This window comes from Streptomyces sp. AN091965, assembly GCF_022698285.1.
Taxonomy (GTDB): Bacteria; Actinomycetota; Actinomycetes; order Streptomycetales; family Streptomycetaceae; genus Streptomyces.
The window spans coordinates 1447869-1463490 of record NZ_JALDMY010000001.1 but is presented as its reverse complement, the minus strand read 5'-3'; the positions used below and the strand labels follow the sequence as shown (position 1 = coordinate 1463490).

Annotated in this window: 14 protein-coding genes; 4 read left to right on the top strand and 10 right to left on the bottom strand. The window is 74.2% G+C overall.

The features are described 5' to 3' along the window. Positions 1 to 107: 107 nt before the first annotated feature. Positions 108 to 1268, top strand: coding sequence for an FAD-dependent oxidoreductase (locus MQV74_RS05515; RefSeq protein WP_242714893.1), 1161 nt, complete (start codon positions 108 to 110; stop codon positions 1266 to 1268). Positions 1269 to 1503: 235 nt separating this feature from the next. Here the strand turns inward: MQV74_RS05515 and MQV74_RS05510 are convergent, their stop codons facing one another. From MQV74_RS05510 to MQV74_RS05475, 8 genes are all read right to left on the bottom strand, one after another. Then, the gene (locus tag MQV74_RS05510) at positions 1504 to 1857 is read right to left on the bottom strand and encodes a VOC family protein (protein ID WP_242714892.1); all 354 of its coding nucleotides are present in this window, start codon (positions 1855 to 1857) and stop codon (positions 1504 to 1506) included. Positions 1858 to 1948: 91 nt separating this feature from the next. Further along, positions 1949 to 2671: a GntR family transcriptional regulator gene (locus MQV74_RS05505; RefSeq protein ID WP_242728513.1), complete on the bottom strand. Its 723-nt coding sequence runs from the start codon at positions 2669 to 2671 to the stop codon at positions 1949 to 1951. A 143-nt stretch (positions 2672 to 2814) separates the two neighbouring features. Then, positions 2815 to 4197, bottom strand: coding sequence for an aldehyde dehydrogenase family protein (locus MQV74_RS05500; RefSeq protein WP_242714891.1), 1383 nt, complete (start codon positions 4195 to 4197; stop codon positions 2815 to 2817). Beyond that, complete coding sequence (locus MQV74_RS05495; protein WP_242714890.1) at positions 4194 to 5198, bottom strand: proline racemase family protein; 1005 nt, start codon at positions 5196 to 5198, stop codon at positions 4194 to 4196. The genes MQV74_RS05500 and MQV74_RS05495 overlap by 4 nt, the downstream gene beginning before the upstream one ends. Before the next feature lie 17 nt (positions 5199 to 5215). After that, entirely contained in the window at positions 5216 to 6139 is a 924-nt protein-coding gene (locus MQV74_RS05490; protein ID WP_242714889.1) for a dihydrodipicolinate synthase family protein, read from the bottom strand. A gap of 106 nt (positions 6140 to 6245) precedes the next feature. Next, on the bottom strand, positions 6246 to 7784 hold the full coding sequence (locus tag MQV74_RS05485; protein ID WP_242714888.1) for an FAD-dependent oxidoreductase: 1539 nt from the start codon (positions 7782 to 7784) through the stop codon (positions 6246 to 6248). Beyond that, a complete protein-coding gene (locus tag MQV74_RS05480) occupies positions 7765 to 8085 on the bottom strand; it encodes a (2Fe-2S)-binding protein (RefSeq protein ID WP_242714887.1) in 321 nt (106 codons plus the stop codon). Before MQV74_RS05480 ends, MQV74_RS05485 begins: the two co-directional genes overlap by 20 nt. Next, on the bottom strand, positions 8075 to 9259 hold the full coding sequence (locus MQV74_RS05475; protein ID WP_242714886.1) for an NAD(P)/FAD-dependent oxidoreductase: 1185 nt from the start codon (positions 9257 to 9259) through the stop codon (positions 8075 to 8077). Before MQV74_RS05475 ends, MQV74_RS05480 begins: the two co-directional genes overlap by 11 nt. Before the next feature lie 313 nt (positions 9260 to 9572). Between MQV74_RS05475 and MQV74_RS05470 the strand changes: the two genes are divergently transcribed. After that, positions 9573 to 10262, top strand: a complete 690-nt coding sequence (locus tag MQV74_RS05470; RefSeq protein WP_242714885.1) for a class I SAM-dependent methyltransferase — start codon at positions 9573 to 9575, stop codon at positions 10260 to 10262. Here MQV74_RS05470 and MQV74_RS05465 read toward each other — a convergent pair. Further along, a complete protein-coding gene (locus MQV74_RS05465) occupies positions 10249 to 11652 on the bottom strand; it encodes an aminopeptidase P family protein (RefSeq protein ID WP_242714884.1) in 1404 nt (467 codons plus the stop codon). The two genes, MQV74_RS05470 and MQV74_RS05465, sit on opposite strands and share 14 nt — an antisense overlap. Positions 11653 to 11942: 290 nt before the next feature. On the opposite strand from MQV74_RS05465, the gene MQV74_RS05460 reads away from it, so the two are divergent. Then, a complete protein-coding gene (locus MQV74_RS05460; protein ID WP_242714883.1) occupies positions 11943 to 14249 on the top strand; it encodes a collagenase in 2307 nt (768 codons plus the stop codon). An 8-nt stretch (positions 14250 to 14257) separates the two neighbouring features. On the opposite strand, the gene MQV74_RS05455 is transcribed toward MQV74_RS05460, so the two are convergent. Further along, a complete protein-coding gene (locus tag MQV74_RS05455; protein ID WP_242728512.1) occupies positions 14258 to 14836 on the bottom strand; it encodes a histone deacetylase in 579 nt (192 codons plus the stop codon). 233 nt (positions 14837 to 15069) lie between these two features. Here MQV74_RS05455 and MQV74_RS05450 point away from each other — a divergent pair, with 233 nt between their 5' ends. Continuing rightward, positions 15070 to 15618 carry a hypothetical protein gene (locus tag MQV74_RS05450; RefSeq protein ID WP_242714882.1) on the top strand — a complete coding sequence of 183 codons (549 nt, stop codon included), beginning with the start codon at positions 15070 to 15072 and terminating at the stop codon, positions 15616 to 15618. Positions 15619 to 15622 lie beyond the last annotated feature (4 nt).

Below are 15622 nucleotides of genomic sequence, written 5' to 3'. Positions count from 1 at the left end.
CGCCCCGCCGCGCCGCCACTCACCCCTGACGCCGACCCCGCCTGACTTTCCGCGCCGCCCACCACCCCCTCGTGGTCCAACTCCGCGACACCGTACGGTGGATCGCCATGAGACCCCGTATCGCCGTGATCGGCAGTGGCCCCGCCGGGCTGTGCTTCGCCCGTGTCCTGCACCGTCATGGTCATCCCGTCACCGTCCTCGAACGCGACGCCGCCCGTGACGCCCGTCCCCCGGGCGGCACGCTGGACCTGCACGAGGGGCTCGGTCAGGTGGCGCTGGAGAAGGCGGGGGTGCTGGCGGAGTTCCGGGCGCTGTCCCGTCCCGAGGGGCAGGCCATGCGCATTCTGGGCGTGGACGGGACCGTCCTGCGCGACTGGCGGCCTCGCCCGGACGACCGGGCCAACCCCGAGATCGACCGCGGGCAACTCCGCGATCTGCTGCTCGGGCCGGTGGACGTTCAGTGGGGGCGGGCCGTGACGGAGGTGGTGCCGCGGGGCCCGGACGGCGTGCGGGTCCACTGCGCGGACGGGCGGCAGGAGACGTACGACCTCGTGATCGGCGCGGACGGCGCCTGGTCCCGGGTCCGGCCCGCGGTCTCCTCCGTGACGCCGGAGTACACCGGCGTCACCCTGGTCGAGACCTCTCTGGACGACGTCGACGCCTGCCACCCCGATCTCGCCCGGCTGGTCGGCGACGGTTCCGTGGCCGTGTACGGCGTGAACCGCGCGATCGTCGCCCAGCGCAACAGCGGCGGCCACGTCAAGGTGTACGCCCAGTTCCGCGTGGAGGAGGAGTGGCACGCGGGCCCGGGCCGACCCGCGGGCCCGGACCGGGGGGCGAGCCTGGACGGGGCCGCCGCCGAGGCCGTGCGGGCGAGCCTGCTGGCCCAGTTCGACGGCTGGGCCGCTCCCGTCCTCGACCTCCTCCGCCGCGGCGAGGCCTTCGTCCACCGCCCCCTCCACGCCCTGCCCGTGTCCCACACCTGGCCCCACGTCCGTGGGGTGACGCTCCTGGGCGACGCCGCCCACCTGATGCCCCCGCTGGGAGTGGGCGCGAACCTCGCGATGCTGGAAGGCGCCGAGCTCGCCGAAGCCGTCGCCGCCGTTACCGGCCCCGAAGCCCTGGACGAGGCCGTCCGCGCCTTCGAGGAGCGGATGTGGGAACGGGGCGGCAGGTGGGCGAGCATGACGAGGGCCGGTCTGGAGCGCCTCGTGGGCCCGGACCCCTCCGAAGCCATCGCCCTCTTCGACGAGGTCCAGCCCTCCTGACCGCCTGAAGGCCGTACGGCGGAACGCCGTCCACCCCTCGGGCGACTTCGGGATCTCGACCCTCGGGGTGAGCCCGCCGGTGCTCACGACCGCGTGACCGGGGCAGCGCGAGGAAGGGCTACCGCGGTGCGTCGGCCGGGCGCAGACGGCGGGACACGTCGCCGACGAGGTTGATGCGGACCCGCCGCTCGGTGAAGCGCCACCGATGACAAGAGGGCTGCGCATGGGGCTGCCGCTACCGCGGCTCGGCGCTGACGAAGCAGAACTCGTTGCCCTCCGGGTCGAGCATGACCTGGAAGGAGCCCTGGTCGTCGGTGACCGTGTCACCGATCCGGGTCGCGCCGAGACTCACCGCTTTGGTGCCGGCGGCCCCGATGTCGTCGACCGCGATGTCGAGGTGGAGCCGGTTTTTCACGGTCTTGCCCTCGGGCACCGGCTGGAAGGCGAGCCGGGGGAGTCCGGGCAGCTCGACGTGGGACCAGCCGCGGGCGCGATCGACCGGATCACCGCCGAGCATCCGGGCCCAGAACCGGGCCAGGGACTTCGGCTCATGGCAGTCCACGACGATCTGTTGCAGGTGCGCTCGCATGGCCGTGAGCCTATGACGGCCCCGGTGCCGTCGGCTTCGGGAGGGGGCGTTCCGGCGGCCGAGGCCAGGGGCCCCCGCCCGGGGCCACGGCTCAGCCGGAGCCCAGGCGGACGCCGAGGCGGGTGCGGGTGGCCTTGCGCTCCTGGTCAGGGGCGCCTTCGGCCCACAGGGAGCGGACGTGGCCGAGATGGCGGGTCATGCACTTCTCGGCGGCCTTGGCGTCACCGGCCACCATCAGGTCGAGGAGTTCGATGTGCTCCTGGGCGGAGGGGAGGAGCTGGTCGTTCGCGTCCAGGGCGGTGAGGCCGTAGAGGCGGGAGCGCTTGCGGAGGTCGCCGACGGTCTCGACGAGGCGGTCGTTGCCGCCGAGGGCGAGCAGCGAGAGGTGGAACTGCCGGTCGGCCTCCAGATAGCCGATGAGGTCGTGCTCGCGGGCGGCGCGGACGATCTCCTGCGCGACCGGGCGCAGCGCCTCCAGGTCCTCGCGGGCGGCGGAGCGGGTGATCCGGCCGACCATGGGGACCTCGATGAGGGCGCGGATCTCCGAGTACTGGTCCAGGTCGCGTTCGTTGACCTCGGTGATCCGGAAGCCTTTGTTGCGGACCGGCTCGACCAGGCCCTCGCGGGCGAGGTCGAGCATCGCCTCGCGCACGGGCGTCGCGGAGATGCCGAAGTCCTCCGCGAGGCCCGGCGCCGAGTACACCTCGCCGGGGCGCAGTTCACCGGAGATCAGTGCCGCGCGCAGGGCGTGGGCCACCTGGTCGCGCAGGCGCTCCCTGGTGGTGATGAGGTTGCGCTGCTTGAGGTGGCCCATGGTCGTGGTGTCCCTTCGTGACCGTCGCTCGCACCGTGCCCGCGCGCTGTCGTCGCCCGCGCGGTGCCCGCGCGCCTTCGCGCCCGCACCGCGCCACGCGCCTTCGGCCGAGTGGATCACCAGCGTACAATGTCACGTTGTTTTCATGGGGACAGCGCGGGAGCCAAGGTGTAGGTGCGGCTGGACGTGTAGAACTCAAGCGCCGCGCGCCCCTGTTCGCGTGGGCCGTGGCTGGAGGCCTTGGTGCCGCCGAACGGCAGGTGGAAGTCGACGCCGGTGGACGGGGCGTTGACGCGGATCATGCCGGTGTCGAGGTGGTCGAGGCCGTGCAGGGCGGTGTCGAGCGACGCGGTGTGCACGGACGTGACCAGGCCGTAGGGGGTGGCGTTGGCGATGCGGACCGCGTGGTCCAGGTCGTCGGCGGCGAGCAGCACGGCCAGCGGCCCGAACACCTCCTCGCGCAGCAGCCGGTGGCCCGGCGGCACGTCCGTGACGAGCGCGGGGGCCGCGTACCAGCCGTCGCCGCGCGGGGCGCGGGCCCCGGTGAGTTCGGGCAGCCCCCGCCTGCTCTCGGCCACCTCGTCGCGGGCCCCCTCGGAGATGAGCGGGCCGCAGGCGGTGGCCGCGTGGGCGGGGTCGCCCACGGCCAGGGACCGCAGCCGCTCGGCCAGGGCCTCGCGCAGCGGGGCGAGGGCGGCGCCCACCGCGATGACGCGGCTGGTCGCGGTGCACTTCTGGCCCGCGTACCCGGCGATCGCGGCGGCGAGGTGGGCGGCGGCGGTGGCGATGTCCGCGTCCGGCAGGACGATCGCCGCGTTCAGGCCGCCCATCTCCGCCTGGACGGGGACGCCGCGCGCGGCGGCGCGGGCCACGACGGCCTGACCGACGACGGTGGAGCCCGTGAAGGAGATGACGTCGGCGGCCGACACGACCGCGTTGCCCTCACTGGCGCCGCCGGGGAGGACGGTGAACACGCCGTCGGGCACGGCCCGTTGGACGATCTCGGCGAGGCGGAGGGCGCACGCGGTGGCTTCCGGCGCGGGCTTGAGGACGACGGCGTTGCCGGTCGCGAGGGCCGGGGCGGCCTTCCAGCTGGGGATGGCGAAGGGGAAGTTCCAGGGCGTGACGAGCCCGGCGACGCCGTGCGGGCGGCGGCGCGTGAGCAGCAGCCCGGCGCCGCTGCCCGGTTCGTGCACGGAACCCTCGGCCGCGTACGGGGCCTCGGCGTAGTAGCGCCAGATCGCGGCGGTGCGCGCCACCTCCGCGCGCGCCTCCGTCAGGGGCTTGCCCACTTCGCGGACCGCGAGCGCGGCCAGCTCGTCCGCGGCCGCCTCGACGGCCGAGGCGATGGCGCCGAGCGCGCCCGCGCGGGCCGCCGCACCGCCCAGGCGCCAGCCGGGCTGTGCGACGCGGGCCCGCTCGACGGTGTCGACGGCGGCGAACGCGCCGGGTGCGGCGGTGCGCACCACCACGTCGGAGGGGTCGGCCGGGTTGCGCGAGACAACCGGGGCCAGGGCGGTGATCACAGGAGGAACCCTCCGGGGAACGGGTCGTCGGGGTCGAGGAAGTACTGGGCGGTGCCGGTGATCCAGGCGCGCCCGGTGATGCGCGGCACGACGGCGGGCACCCCGCCGACCTCCGTCTCGGCGACGAGCCTGCCGGTGAACTCCGTACCGATGAAGGACTCGTTGACGAAGTCGCGCTCCAGCGGCAGGGCGCCGCGGGCGTGCAGTTGTGCCATCCGCGCGGAGGTCCCCGTGCCGCACGGGGAGCGGTCGAACCAGCCCGGATGGATGGCCATGGCGTGCCGCGAGCGGCGCGCGTCGGAGCCGGGAGCGGCCAGGTAGACGTGCTTCACGCCCGCGATCTCCGGCTGGACCGGATGGACGGGCCGCTCGTCGGAGGCGTTGATCGCGGCCATGACCGCCGTGCCCGCGGCGAGCAGGTCGTCCTTGCGGGCCCGGTCGAACGGCAGGCCGAGGGCGTCGAGTTCGACGAACGCGTAGAAGTTCCCGCCGAACGCGAGGTCGTACGTCACCGTGCCGTACCCCTCCACCTCCACCTTGCGGTCGAGGCCGACGCAGAACGCGGGCACGTTGGTGAGCGTGACCGACCTCGCCGCTCCGTCCTCGACCTGTACGTCGACACTGACCAGGCCCGCGGGGGTGTCGAGCCGCACCGTGGTGACGGGCTCGGTGACCGGGACCATGCCGGTCTCGACGAGGACGGTGGCCACACCGATGGTGCCGTGGCCGCACATGGGGAGCAGGCCGGACACCTCGATGTAGAGCACGCCGTAGTCGGCGTCGGGCCGGGTGGGCGGCTGGAGGATCGCGCCGCTCATCGCGGCGTGCCCGCGCGGCTCGTACATCAGGAGCGTGCGCAGGTGGTCCAGGTGCTCGATGAAGTGGAGCCGGCGCTCCGCCATGGTGGCGCCGGGGATCACCCCGACGCCGCCGGTGATCACGCGCGTGGGCATGCCCTCGGTGTGCGAGTCCACGGCGTGGAAGACGTGACGCGTACGCATGGAAGTCCCCTTCCGGGTCAGTGGTGGCCGTCGGCGACGGCCTTCTCCGTGGCGGCGCGCACCTGGGCCCCGGCCGCCGGGGCCAGCGGGGTGCGCGGCGGCCGGGTGGGGCCGCCGCGCCGCCCGACGATGTCCATGGACGCCTTGATGGCCTGTACGAACTCGGTCTTGGAGTCCCAGCGCAGCAGCGGGTGCAGGGACCGGTAGAGCGGCAGCGCGGCCTGAAGGTCACCGGCGGTCGCGGCGCGGTACAGCGCGGCGCAGGAGGCGGGGAAGGCGTTGGGGTAGCCCGCGACCCAGCCGACGGCACCGGCGACGGCGAGTTCGAGCAGGACGTCGTCGGCGCCGATCAACAGATCGAGGTCCGGGGCCAGTTCGGCGATCGCGTACGCCCTGCGCACATCGCCGCTGAACTCCTTGACGGCCACGACGTGCCCCGCGCCGTGCAGCTGCGCGAGCAGGGCCGGGGTCAGGTCGACCTTGGTGTCGAGGGGGTTGTTGTAGGCCACGACGGGCAGCTGTGCCCGGGCCACCTCGGCGTAGTGGTCGAGCACCGCGCGCTCGTCGGCGCGGTAGGCGTTGGGGGGCAGCAACAGCACGCTGCCGCAGCCCTGTTCGCCCGCCTGCTCGGCCCAGCGGCGCGCCTCGGCGCTGCCGTACGCGGCGACGCCAGGCATCACCCGGGCCCCGTCGCCCGCGGCCTCCACGGCCGTGCGCACGACGCGGGCGCGCTCGTCGGCGGTGAGGGTCTGGTACTCGCCGAGCGAGCCGTTCGGCACGACTCCGTCGCAGCCGTTGTCCAGGAGCCACCGGACGTGTTCGGCGTAGGCGTCGTGGTCGACGGAGAGGTCGTCGCGCAGCGGCAGCGCGGTGGCGACCATGATGCCGCGCCACGGCCGCTCCGGGGTCCAGGAGGCGGCGGGGGAGGGGGAGGTGGTCATGAAGGGAGCCCTTCTGTGATGTGTGACATTTTATTGAGCGGGGAGTGGAGCCTGCGAGGTCGACGAGTGTCCGGTGCGGGGCGGTCCGGCGGAAGACGGGGCGGTGCTATCCGTCGGCCGTCGGGGTCTCCTCGTCCCCGTCCACCGCGGCGAGCACTCCCAACGGCACCGGCACCGACAGCGGTCTGCGCTCCGGTGGCGGTGACTGCGGCGCGCCGGGCGCGCCCGCGGCGAGGCAGGCCACGGCCGTGCCGCACATGCGGCCCTGGCACCAGCCCATGCCGGCGCGGGTGAGGAGCTTGACGGTGCGGGCGTCCCGGGCGCCGTAGACGTCGATCGCCTCGCGCACGCTGCCCGCGGTGACCTCCTCGCAGCGGCAGATGTCCGTGGCGTCGTCGAGCCACCGCGTCCAGCCCTCGCCCGGGGCGTGGGCGCGCGCCATCACCTCGGCGAAGGCGCGCATCCGGTGCCGACGCCGCCGCAGCTCGCGCACGCGCGGGCCGTCGAGCAGCGCGGGCCGCCCCAAGGTGCGCGCGGCGATGGCGATGCCCGCCAACTCGCCCTCGGCCAAGGCGAGGCGGGCGCCGCCGACGCCGCCCGCCTCGCCCGCCGCGTAGACGCCGGGCACCGAGGTGCTCTGGAGGGAAGTGAGGGCGAGCGCGTGGGTCCCGTCCGGTGCGCGCCGCGTCGCGCAGCCGAGCCCGGTGGCCAGTTCGAGCTGGGGGACCAGGCCGTGGCCGATCGCGAGCGCGTCGCAGGCGATGCGGCGGCCGGTCCCCGGCACGGGCCGCCAGTCCCGGTCGAGCCGCGAGATCGTGACGGCCTCCACGCGGTCGGTGCCGTGCGCGCGGGTCACCGCGCTGCGGACCAGGGGCCGCACCCGGTGCCGCAGCAGCGCCGCGCCGTGGGTCGCGCCTTCCAGGAGCTTGTGCGGATCGGCCAGCAAGGTGCGCGGCTCACGGGCGTACGCGAGGTAGCCCGACGCCTCCACCACGGCGGGCACCCGGGCCCCCGCCGAGGCGAGCGACGCGGCCACGGCGAGCAGCAGCGGCCCGCTGCCCGCCACCACGACCCGGCTGCCCGGAAGGACGAGCCCGGACTTCAGCATCGCCTGGGCCCCTCCGGCGGCCACGACACCCGGCAGGGTCCAGCCGGGGAAGGGGAGGTGGCGCTCGTACGTACCGGTCGCGAGCAGCACCGCACGGGCCCGTACGCGCACGGGGCGCTCCCCCGCCCCCGCCCCGTCCCCGGCGCCGTCCGAGCCGGTGACGGCGTGCACGGCCCACAGGTCCTCACCGCCCTCGGCATCCCCGCCGTCCTCGCGTACGACGGTCCACACGTGATGGCGCGCCAGCCGGGTGACCGTGCCGGAGTGCAAGCGGTGGCGCAGGTCCGCGAAGGCCGGCCAGTCGTGGTGCAGGGCCTCGGGGCGGGTGGCGCCCAGGGCCGGGTCGGGGTGGCGGTAGTACTGGCCGCCGGGCTGTGCCGATGAGTCCAGCAGGGCCACGGACAGGCCGAGTTCGGCGGCGGTCACCGCACCCGCGAGGCCCGCGGGGCCGGCGCCGATCACGGCCAGGTCGTGCGGCCCCTCGTGCGCTCGGTGAGCCCGGTGCTCCGGAGCCGTCTCAGACGCCGAGTCCCGCATGCCCGTGTCCCTCCTGCGTGGTGACCGCGTCGCCGGGCCGCGCCGGGACCAGACAAGCCCGCCGGTTCGGGCGGGAGTTGATGGTGGCCAGGCAGTCGTGGCACTGGCCGATGCCGCAGAACGCGCCGCGCGGCCGCCCGCCGACCCGGGTCGTGCGCCAGGCGAGGACGCCCGCGGCCCAGAGCGCGGCGGCCACGGACTGGCCGGGCAGCGCGGGGACGGGGCGCCCGTCGAAGCTGATCTCGAACGCGGTGTCGGGGGCGGCCCCGACGAGGTCGGCGGGGGTGCGGTCACGCGCCATGCCCCGGCTCCTTTCTGGGGTCGGTGCCTTCGTCGAACCGCTCGGGTCTGAACGGCTTGAGGTCGAGGGGGAGTTCGCCGCCGCCGAGCAGCGCGGCGACGAGGTGCCCCGTCGCCGGGGCGAGACCGATCCCGGCCCCTTCGTGCCCGCAGGCGTGCAGCAGGCCGGGGGCGCGCGGGTCGGGGCCGATGGCGGGCAGGTGGTCGGGGAGGTAGGGCCGGAACCCGGCGTACGTCCGCACGGCCCGCACCGTGGCGAGCGCCGGGAAGAGCCGGACGGCCTGCGCGGCGAGGCGCCGCAGCGCCGCCACCGACAGGGAGCGGTCGAAGCCGACCCGCTCCCGGCTCGCGCCGATCAGAACGGGTCCGGCCGGGGTGCCTTCGACGACGGCGGAGGTCTGGAGCGCCGCCGAGTCGCTGGCGACGTCGGCGACGTAGTCCGCCGCGTACACCTTGCGCCGGACCACGCGGGGCAGTGGCTCGGTGACCAGTACGAAGCCGCGCCGGGGCAGCACGGGCAGGAACGCTCCCGCGAGCCGGGCGACCTCGCCGCCCCAGGTTCCTGCCGCGTTGACGACGTGCGGCGCGTGGAGGTCGCCCGAGGGGGTCCGCACCCCGCGCACCCGCCCGCCGGAGCCGGTGAGGACGCCGGTGACCTCCTCGCCGAGCCGCAGCCGCACCCGCTCGCTGCCCGCGCGCAGCAGCTGGGCGGCGGCGAGGGCGGGCTGCACCTGCGCGTCCTGCGGATAGTGGAAGCCGCCCGCGAGGCCGGGCGCGAGATGCGGCTCCAGGTCGCGGAGCCGGTCGGCGGGCACCTCGTCGGCGGCGACGCCGGACCGGGCCTGCCGCGCGGCGAACTCGCGCAGGGAGACCAGGCCGTGGGTGTCGGAGGCGACGACGAGGCCGCCCTTCGTCTCGTACTCGATGCGCGGCGGCAGGGCGTCGGCCAGTTCGCGCCACAGCCGCGTGGAGAGCAGGGCCAGATCGAGTTCCGGGCCGGGCTCCTTGTCCGAGACCAGGAGGTTTCCCTCGCCCGCACCCGTCGTCCCGCCCGCGACGGGGCCGCGGTCGATCACGGTGACGTGGAGTCCGGAGCGGGCCGCGTAGTAGGCGCAGGCGGCGCCGACCACGCCCGCCCCGATGACGATGACGTCCGTGGAGTTCCTCGTGGGCACGTCAGTAATATTTCACATTGCACCGGCGTTGCCAAGGGATCCCGCGCGCGGCGCCAACTCTCCCCGGCCCGGGCGCTGTTCGGTGGCTCGTGCGGCCTCGGGGCGCGGGCGATCTCGGCCCTGCCGGGCGGGCGGCATCGGCCCGGTCGACCGCGGCACGGAGGGTGAGGTGACCAGGCTGTTCGGCCTCGGCGCCACCAGGGCGGACGCGGGCCAGGGCCGGACCGGAACTGGGTGGTCATGGCCGGTTCCAGACGTGCTCCGCACCCTGGCAGCGCGGGGGTGAGCGGTCGTCCCTGACTACCGTGGCCCCATGGCGCTCCTTGCTCACCTCCACCGCTTCAACCAGCGGCACCCCTGGAGCCACAACGACCACTACGGCCGCTGGATCGCGGACCGGGTGGCCGCGTCAGGGGCCCGCCACGTCCTCGACGTCGGGTGCGGAACGGGGAACCTCGCCGCGCGGCTGCGCCGTCGAGCCGTGACCGTCACCGGGCTCGAACCCGATCCCGGGACGGCCCGCGCCGCGGCGGAGCGCTTCACCGGCGATCCCGCGGTCACCATCGTCGAGGCCGCTTTCGACGGGCGCGACCCGGGGCGGCGCTACGACGCCGTCACTCTGGTCGCCGTCCTGCACCACCTGCCGTTGACGCCCACCCTGCGGGAGCTCCGCCGGTGTCTCGCGCCGGGCGGGCGCCTGGTGATCCTCGGCTGCTACCGGGAGTCGGGGCCCGTCGACCTGCTCGCCACCCTGCCCGCCGCGCTCCTGAATCCGGTCCTGGGGCTGATCAGGCATCCGGCCCGCGCCGACGCGCCGCCCCCGCACATGACGGCGCCGACCGCGGACCCGCGCGAAACCCTCGGGGACATCCGGGCCGCGGCCGCGCGGGAGCTGCCCGGTGCCCGGATCCGGCGCCGCCTGTTCTGGCGCTACAGCCTGGTCTACGACGCCCCGCCGGAAGTTCCGGCCGGCGGGCCGGGCGGCCCGCTCAGCCCTCCATGAGGTTCCCCATCCACTCCTCCACCCCGTCCGGCGTGCGCGGCAGGCTCCCGGACATGAGGCGGGCCCCCTCGGCCGTGACGACCAGGTCGTCCTCGATGCGGACGCCGATGCCGCGCAGTTCGGGCGGCAGCGTCTCGTCGTCCGGCTGGAGGTAGAGGCCGGGCTCGACGGTCAGCACCTGGCCTTCCTCCAGGACCCCGTCCAGATAGACCTCGGTCCGCGCCTGCGCGCAGTCGTGCAGGTCGATCCCGAGCATGTGGCCGCTGCTGCACAGGGTGTAGCGGCGGTGGAAGTCGCCCTCGGGGCTCTTGAGGACGCCCCACTCCGCGAGGCCCTCCGCGATCACCCGCATCGCGGCCCGGTGGAAGTCGCGGAAGCGCGCGCCCGGCCGCAGCGCGGCGATGCCCGCGTCCTGCGCGGCGAGCACCAGCTCGTACACCTGCCGCTGGACGGGGGAGAAGCGCCCGGAGAGCGGCAGGGTGCGGGTGATGTCGGCGGTGTAGAGGGTGTCGGTCTCCACGCCCGCGTCCAGGAGGAGCAAGTCCCGCGCGTCCAGGGGGCCGTCGTTGCGGATCCAGTGCAGGACGCAGGCGTGGGCGCCGGAGGCGGCGATGGTCTCGTAGCCGGTGCCGTTGCCCTCCGCGCGGGCGCGCAGGCCGAAGACGCCCTCGATCCAGCGCTCGCCGCGCGGATGGGTGAGGGCGCGCGGCAGGGCGCGCACCACGTCCTCGAACCCCGCCGCCGTGTGGTCCACGGCCTGCTGGAGCTGGGCCACCTCCCAGACGTCCTTGACGAGCCTCAGCTCGCTCAGGGCGGCGGCGAGTTCGCCGTCCGTCGACGCGTGGCGCCCCGGCGGGAGCGCGCCGAGACGGTCCAGGTGGGCGCAGCGGATGCCGGTCATGCGCTCGGCCTCCTCCAGGTCGGGGCGGCGGCCGACCCAGAACTCGCCGTAGCGCCGGTCCCGGTAGAAGCCGCCGTCGGCCCGCGGCGAGCGGGGCCGCACATACAGGACCGCCTCGTGCCGGTGCGGCCCGTCGGGCTCCAGGACCAGGACGTGCCCGGCCTGTTCCTCGCCGGTGAGGCCGGTGAGCCACGCGTACGCGCTGTGCGGCCGGAAGCGGTGGTCGCAGTCGTTGGAGCGCACCCGCAACTCCCCGGCGGGGATGACGAGTCGCTCCCCGGGGAAGCGGGCGGAGAGGCGCGCCCGACGGCCCGGGGTGACGTCGGCGGCCGTCAGGCGGAGGTCACCGGGGAGCGGGCTCGGCGCCCAGCCACCCGCCATGAACCGCTCGAACTCCGGGGAGACGGGCAGGTCGTGGCTGACCGTGCCCGGGGCCCGGGGGGTGTCGGCCGCGGGCGGGCCGGGGGTGTCGGTCGTGGTCTCGGGCATGGTTGGTCCTCCTCGGTAGCGGGGTGACCCGGCCGCCCCTCCGGGGCCTTCGGCCGGGGCGCGGCGGGCGGCCCGGTCCGGGCGCGGTGGGTGGTCCGGCCGGGACACAGCTGGATAACGGAGCGCCTGACCCCTTGTCAGTGCAATTTCACATTACTACGTTACGCGTCACATGGCGTTGGGTTCCCCGATGGGTCCCGGTCGCCAAGTGCCGTTACAAGGCGGGCAGTTGGGCGCCCATCGCCCCTGCACCGCGTGCTTTCCCATGACCCCCACCCTGGGAGCCCTCCGTGTTTCCTTCGAGAACCCTGCGCAGATCCCTGCTCACCGCCGCGACGGCGGTGAGCCTCTGTGTGACCGCGGCCCCGCTCGTCCAGGCGGACACCCCGTCCGCGTCGGGCGACGCGATACGCCAGGCCGCCGCGCCCGACCCGCACGACCGGGCCGACCGTCTGGCCAAGGCGCCCAAGCCCGGGGCCCGGCGGCTCCCGGCGCCCGGCGGCCTCACCGACGGCCGCGTCCCCGGCCCCCGTACGCCCAAGGCCAAGCAGCGGTCCGCCGCGGCCGGGTGCACGCTCGACGACCTGACCCGGCTTTCCCCGGAGGGTCTTGCCGACTTCCTCGCCGACCGGGCCGTCACCGCCGACGGCTGTCTGCGCTCGCTGATCTGGACCTGGGACCGGCGCCTCGCCCCGGTGATGTCCGACGCGCACGTGCAGGCCGTGTCGCGGCGCATCAGCGCGCTCGCCGCGAGCCACGACGGCAAGAACACCAGCCACCTCCTTGAGATGTTCACCTATCTGCATGCCGTCGCGTACCACGACTTCTCCCGCGACGAGATCGACGTCACCGACCCGCCGACGGTCGCGGCCATGCGGGCGGCCGTCGACGCCTTCGGCTCGTCCGCCCGCACCTTCGACGCGACCGCCACGAACGCCGAGACGCTCCGCGAGGCCCTGTACGCGGCGAGCGCGCCGGGTCTGCGCCAGCACCAACTGCCCCTGGTCAAGCGGGTCCTGAAGACCCTGGACGCCGACCGCCCCGACACCTACAAGAACCGCTCCTGGGGCGGGTCGGCGCTCGCCGCCCTGTCCCTGAACTACCTGGGCGTCTACCCCGGCAACAGGGACACCGCCTTCCACGCGGCCGTCGCCGCCGACCCCTCCTACCGCGCCGCGTTCAAGGCGTTCGCGGGCTACGGGCACCTGAAGGGCACGGACAACGCCTGGGCGGCGCGCGACGCCCTCCTGGAGTACGGGCGCATGGGCCAGGTCGAGGCGCTGCGCACCGAGATCGTCTCGGGGCTCGGCGGGCTCCTGGACGTCACCGCCCGCACCTTCGGCAACCTCAGCGCGCCGTGGGCGAAGGTCGCCACCTGGCTGGTGGAGTTCGAGGCCTGCGCCCCGTACAAGGTGTGCCGCGAGGACATCGAGAAGAAGCTCTTCCCGCAGACGTACAACTACGGCAAGCAGGGCACCGACGGGATCGTGGTGCGCCACGCCCTCGACCGCGCCACCGTCGACCAGCTGTACTACGCGAGCCAGCAGGTCAAGGCGCAGTTCCACCGCGTGGTCGGGACCCAGGAGCCGCTCAAGGGCGACACCAACACCAGCCTGCGCGTGGTCCTGTACTCCTCGCGCGCCGAGTACGAGAACTTCCAGCCGCTCCTGACCGGCCTGAGCACCGACAACGGCGGCATGTACATCGAGAAGGGCGCCACCTTCTACACCTACCAGCGCCGCGTCCCGCAGGACTCCTCGCTCACCCTCGAAGAGCTGTTCCGGCACGAGTACACGCACTACCTCAACGGCCGCTGGGCGGTGCCCGGTTCCTTCGGCGAGGGCCCGTGGTACCAGGGCGACCGGACCACGGCGATGGACGAGGGCACCGCCGAGTTCTTCGACGGCGCCACCCGCGACGACGGCATCAAGGTCCGCAAGTCCCTGGTCAAGGGCATCATCGCGGACACCGCGGGCGGCGGCCCGCGGATGACCGTCAACCAGCTCCTGCACGCCACCTACGACGGCGACGGCTTCCGGTTCTACAACTACGCGGGCACGTTCTTCGAGTACCTGTGGGCCGAGCACCCCGCCGAGCTCCAGGAGATGTACCGCCTGCTGCGCAAGGACGACCCGGCGGCCTTCGACGCCTGGCGCGACCGGATGGGCAGGGACACGCACATCCAGTCCGAGTACGACGGCTTTCTCGACGAGCAGATCGCCCAGGTCGACGACCTGTTCGTGCCCGCCACCACGTACGTGCCGGTGGGCGAGTTGCGCGCCACCACGGCGGCGCAGGTCCGCGACTCCATCAAGGCGACGACCGGGAACACCCCGGAGTGCGCGTCCGGCGGCTCGCAGGACCGCCCGCGCTTCGCCTGCACGGGACGGATCACGGCCCGCCTCACCGACTCCCAGGACGAGGACCTGGTCTACAAGGACATGTCCGAGACGGTCGACTACTTCATCCTCGACCGGGCCAAGGGCGGTGAGAACAACCTCACCGACATGAACTGCTCGTTCGGTGCCGTGGACGTCTGGACCGACGGGCGGGCCGGCACCTCGGACTTCCGCTGCGAGGGCCCGCTGCGCGGCTGACCCACCGGTCAGCGCGCGAGCAGCCGCGCGACCCGCTCGGCCGTCCAGTGACCCAGGGCGCCCGGGCGGGCCGCGAGATAGGCGGAGACGGCGGCCTCACCCCAGGCCGCCGTCTCCATCAGGCCCGCGCCCAGATGGCGCAGATAGGCGCCCGCGGGCGGGTTGAGGGCCACGTCCGCGAGGTGCCAGGGCGCCGTGAAGGTGAGCAGCGGCAGGCCGTCGAGCAGCCCCGGGCACACCAGCGTCTCGTAGCGCCCGGCACCGAGGCGGGCGCGGCCGTCCCGGACCACCGCCGTCAGATCGAGGTCGGTGCCCGGGGCGCGGTACATCTCCTGCGCGGCGATGTCGGAGAACTGCCCCCGGGTCACCAGGTGCGCCCGCGCGTACAGCAAGCCGTCGGCGGCCGGGTCGTAGAAGGCCCGCCCGCCCGTCCACAGCACCGACTCCGTGGCGAAGTACAGGGCGCCCGGCAGCTCCACGGCGCGCGAGACCTCGGGCGGCCGCCGGTCGCGGCAGCCGGGGTGGTCCCGGGACGAGCCGGGGGGCCTGCCGCCCGCGATGTACGCCATGAGGCGGTCGAGGTGCATGTTCGAGCCGTAGGAGACGTACCAGACGCGCTCCCGGCCCGGGTCGGGGCTCGGCACATGAGGCTCCGTGTGCGGTGTGGTGCTTGTCACCCAGTATGAGGCGTCATCCCGCGAAAGTGTTCGAAAAGAAGATCGACGTCTCCCTATACTTCGCTTTGTTCGAAGGGTGGGGGGCTGCGCCTTCGTGACGGTCCCTCAGCCCTGCCCTTTTCGCGCAAGAATGAGGATCCCGAATGTCGCGCAAGAGCCTGGTCACCGCCGGTCTGCTCGCCACCGCTCTCACCGCCGCCCTGGCGCCCACCGCGCAGGCCGCGGGTACGGGCACCATCACGCGCGCCGAGTACGACAAGGTGAAGCTGGGCGCGTCCGTCGCCAAGCTGACCTCGGTCGCGGGCAGCGGCGCCTGCAAGAAGACCGCGAGCAGCAGCTACCCGGGCTACTCCAGCAAGACCTACACGTGCAAGGGCAACAAGCGCTTCAGCACGGCGGAGTTCCTCTTCGGCAACGGCAAGCTGGAGATCAAGTCGCAGGCCGGACTGGACGGCAAGGAGTCCAACGGCAAGATGACGAAGGCCAAGTACAAGAAGATCACCAAGGGCAAGACCGTCGCCCAGATGCACACCATCGCGGGCAAGGGCGTGTGCGTGCGCTCCGCCGACTCCGAGGCCAAGGGCATCAAGTCCGCGATCTACGTGTGTGAGCAGAAGTCGACGTACGGCGTGGCGTCGTTCTCCTTCGGCAACGGCAAGCTGGACGGCCGCAGCCAGGTCGGCCTGCGCTAGTCAC

Excerpts from the sequence above, each read along its gene's own strand:
- MQV74_RS05515 (WP_242714893.1), top strand. The coding sequence starts at position 108 with ATGAGACCCCGTATCGCCGTGATCGGCAGTGGCCCCGCCGGGCTGTGC.
- MQV74_RS05510 (WP_242714892.1), bottom strand. The coding sequence starts at position 1,857 with ATGCGAGCGCACCTGCAACAGATCGTCGTGGACTGCCATGAGCCGAAG.
- MQV74_RS05505 (WP_242728513.1), bottom strand. The coding sequence starts at position 2,671 with ATGGGCCACCTCAAGCAGCGCAACCTCATCACCACCAGGGAGCGCCTG.
- MQV74_RS05495 (WP_242714890.1), bottom strand. The coding sequence starts at position 5,198 with ATGCGTACGCGTCACGTCTTCCACGCCGTGGACTCGCACACCGAGGGC.
- MQV74_RS05490 (WP_242714889.1), bottom strand. The coding sequence starts at position 6,139 with ATGACCACCTCCCCCTCCCCCGCCGCCTCCTGGACCCCGGAGCGGCCG.
- MQV74_RS05485 (WP_242714888.1), bottom strand. The coding sequence starts at position 7,784 with ATGCGGGACTCGGCGTCTGAGACGGCTCCGGAGCACCGGGCTCACCGA.
- MQV74_RS05480 (WP_242714887.1), bottom strand. The coding sequence starts at position 8,085 with ATGGCGCGTGACCGCACCCCCGCCGACCTCGTCGGGGCCGCCCCCGAC.
- MQV74_RS05470 (WP_242714885.1), top strand. The coding sequence starts at position 9,573 with ATGGCGCTCCTTGCTCACCTCCACCGCTTCAACCAGCGGCACCCCTGG.
- MQV74_RS05465 (WP_242714884.1), bottom strand. The coding sequence starts at position 11,652 with ATGCCCGAGACCACGACCGACACCCCCGGCCCGCCCGCGGCCGACACC.
- MQV74_RS05455 (WP_242728512.1), bottom strand. The coding sequence starts at position 14,836 with ATGCACCTCGACCGCCTCATGGCGTACATCGCGGGCGGCAGGCCCCCC.
- MQV74_RS05450 (WP_242714882.1), top strand. The coding sequence starts at position 15,070 with ATGTCGCGCAAGAGCCTGGTCACCGCCGGTCTGCTCGCCACCGCTCTC.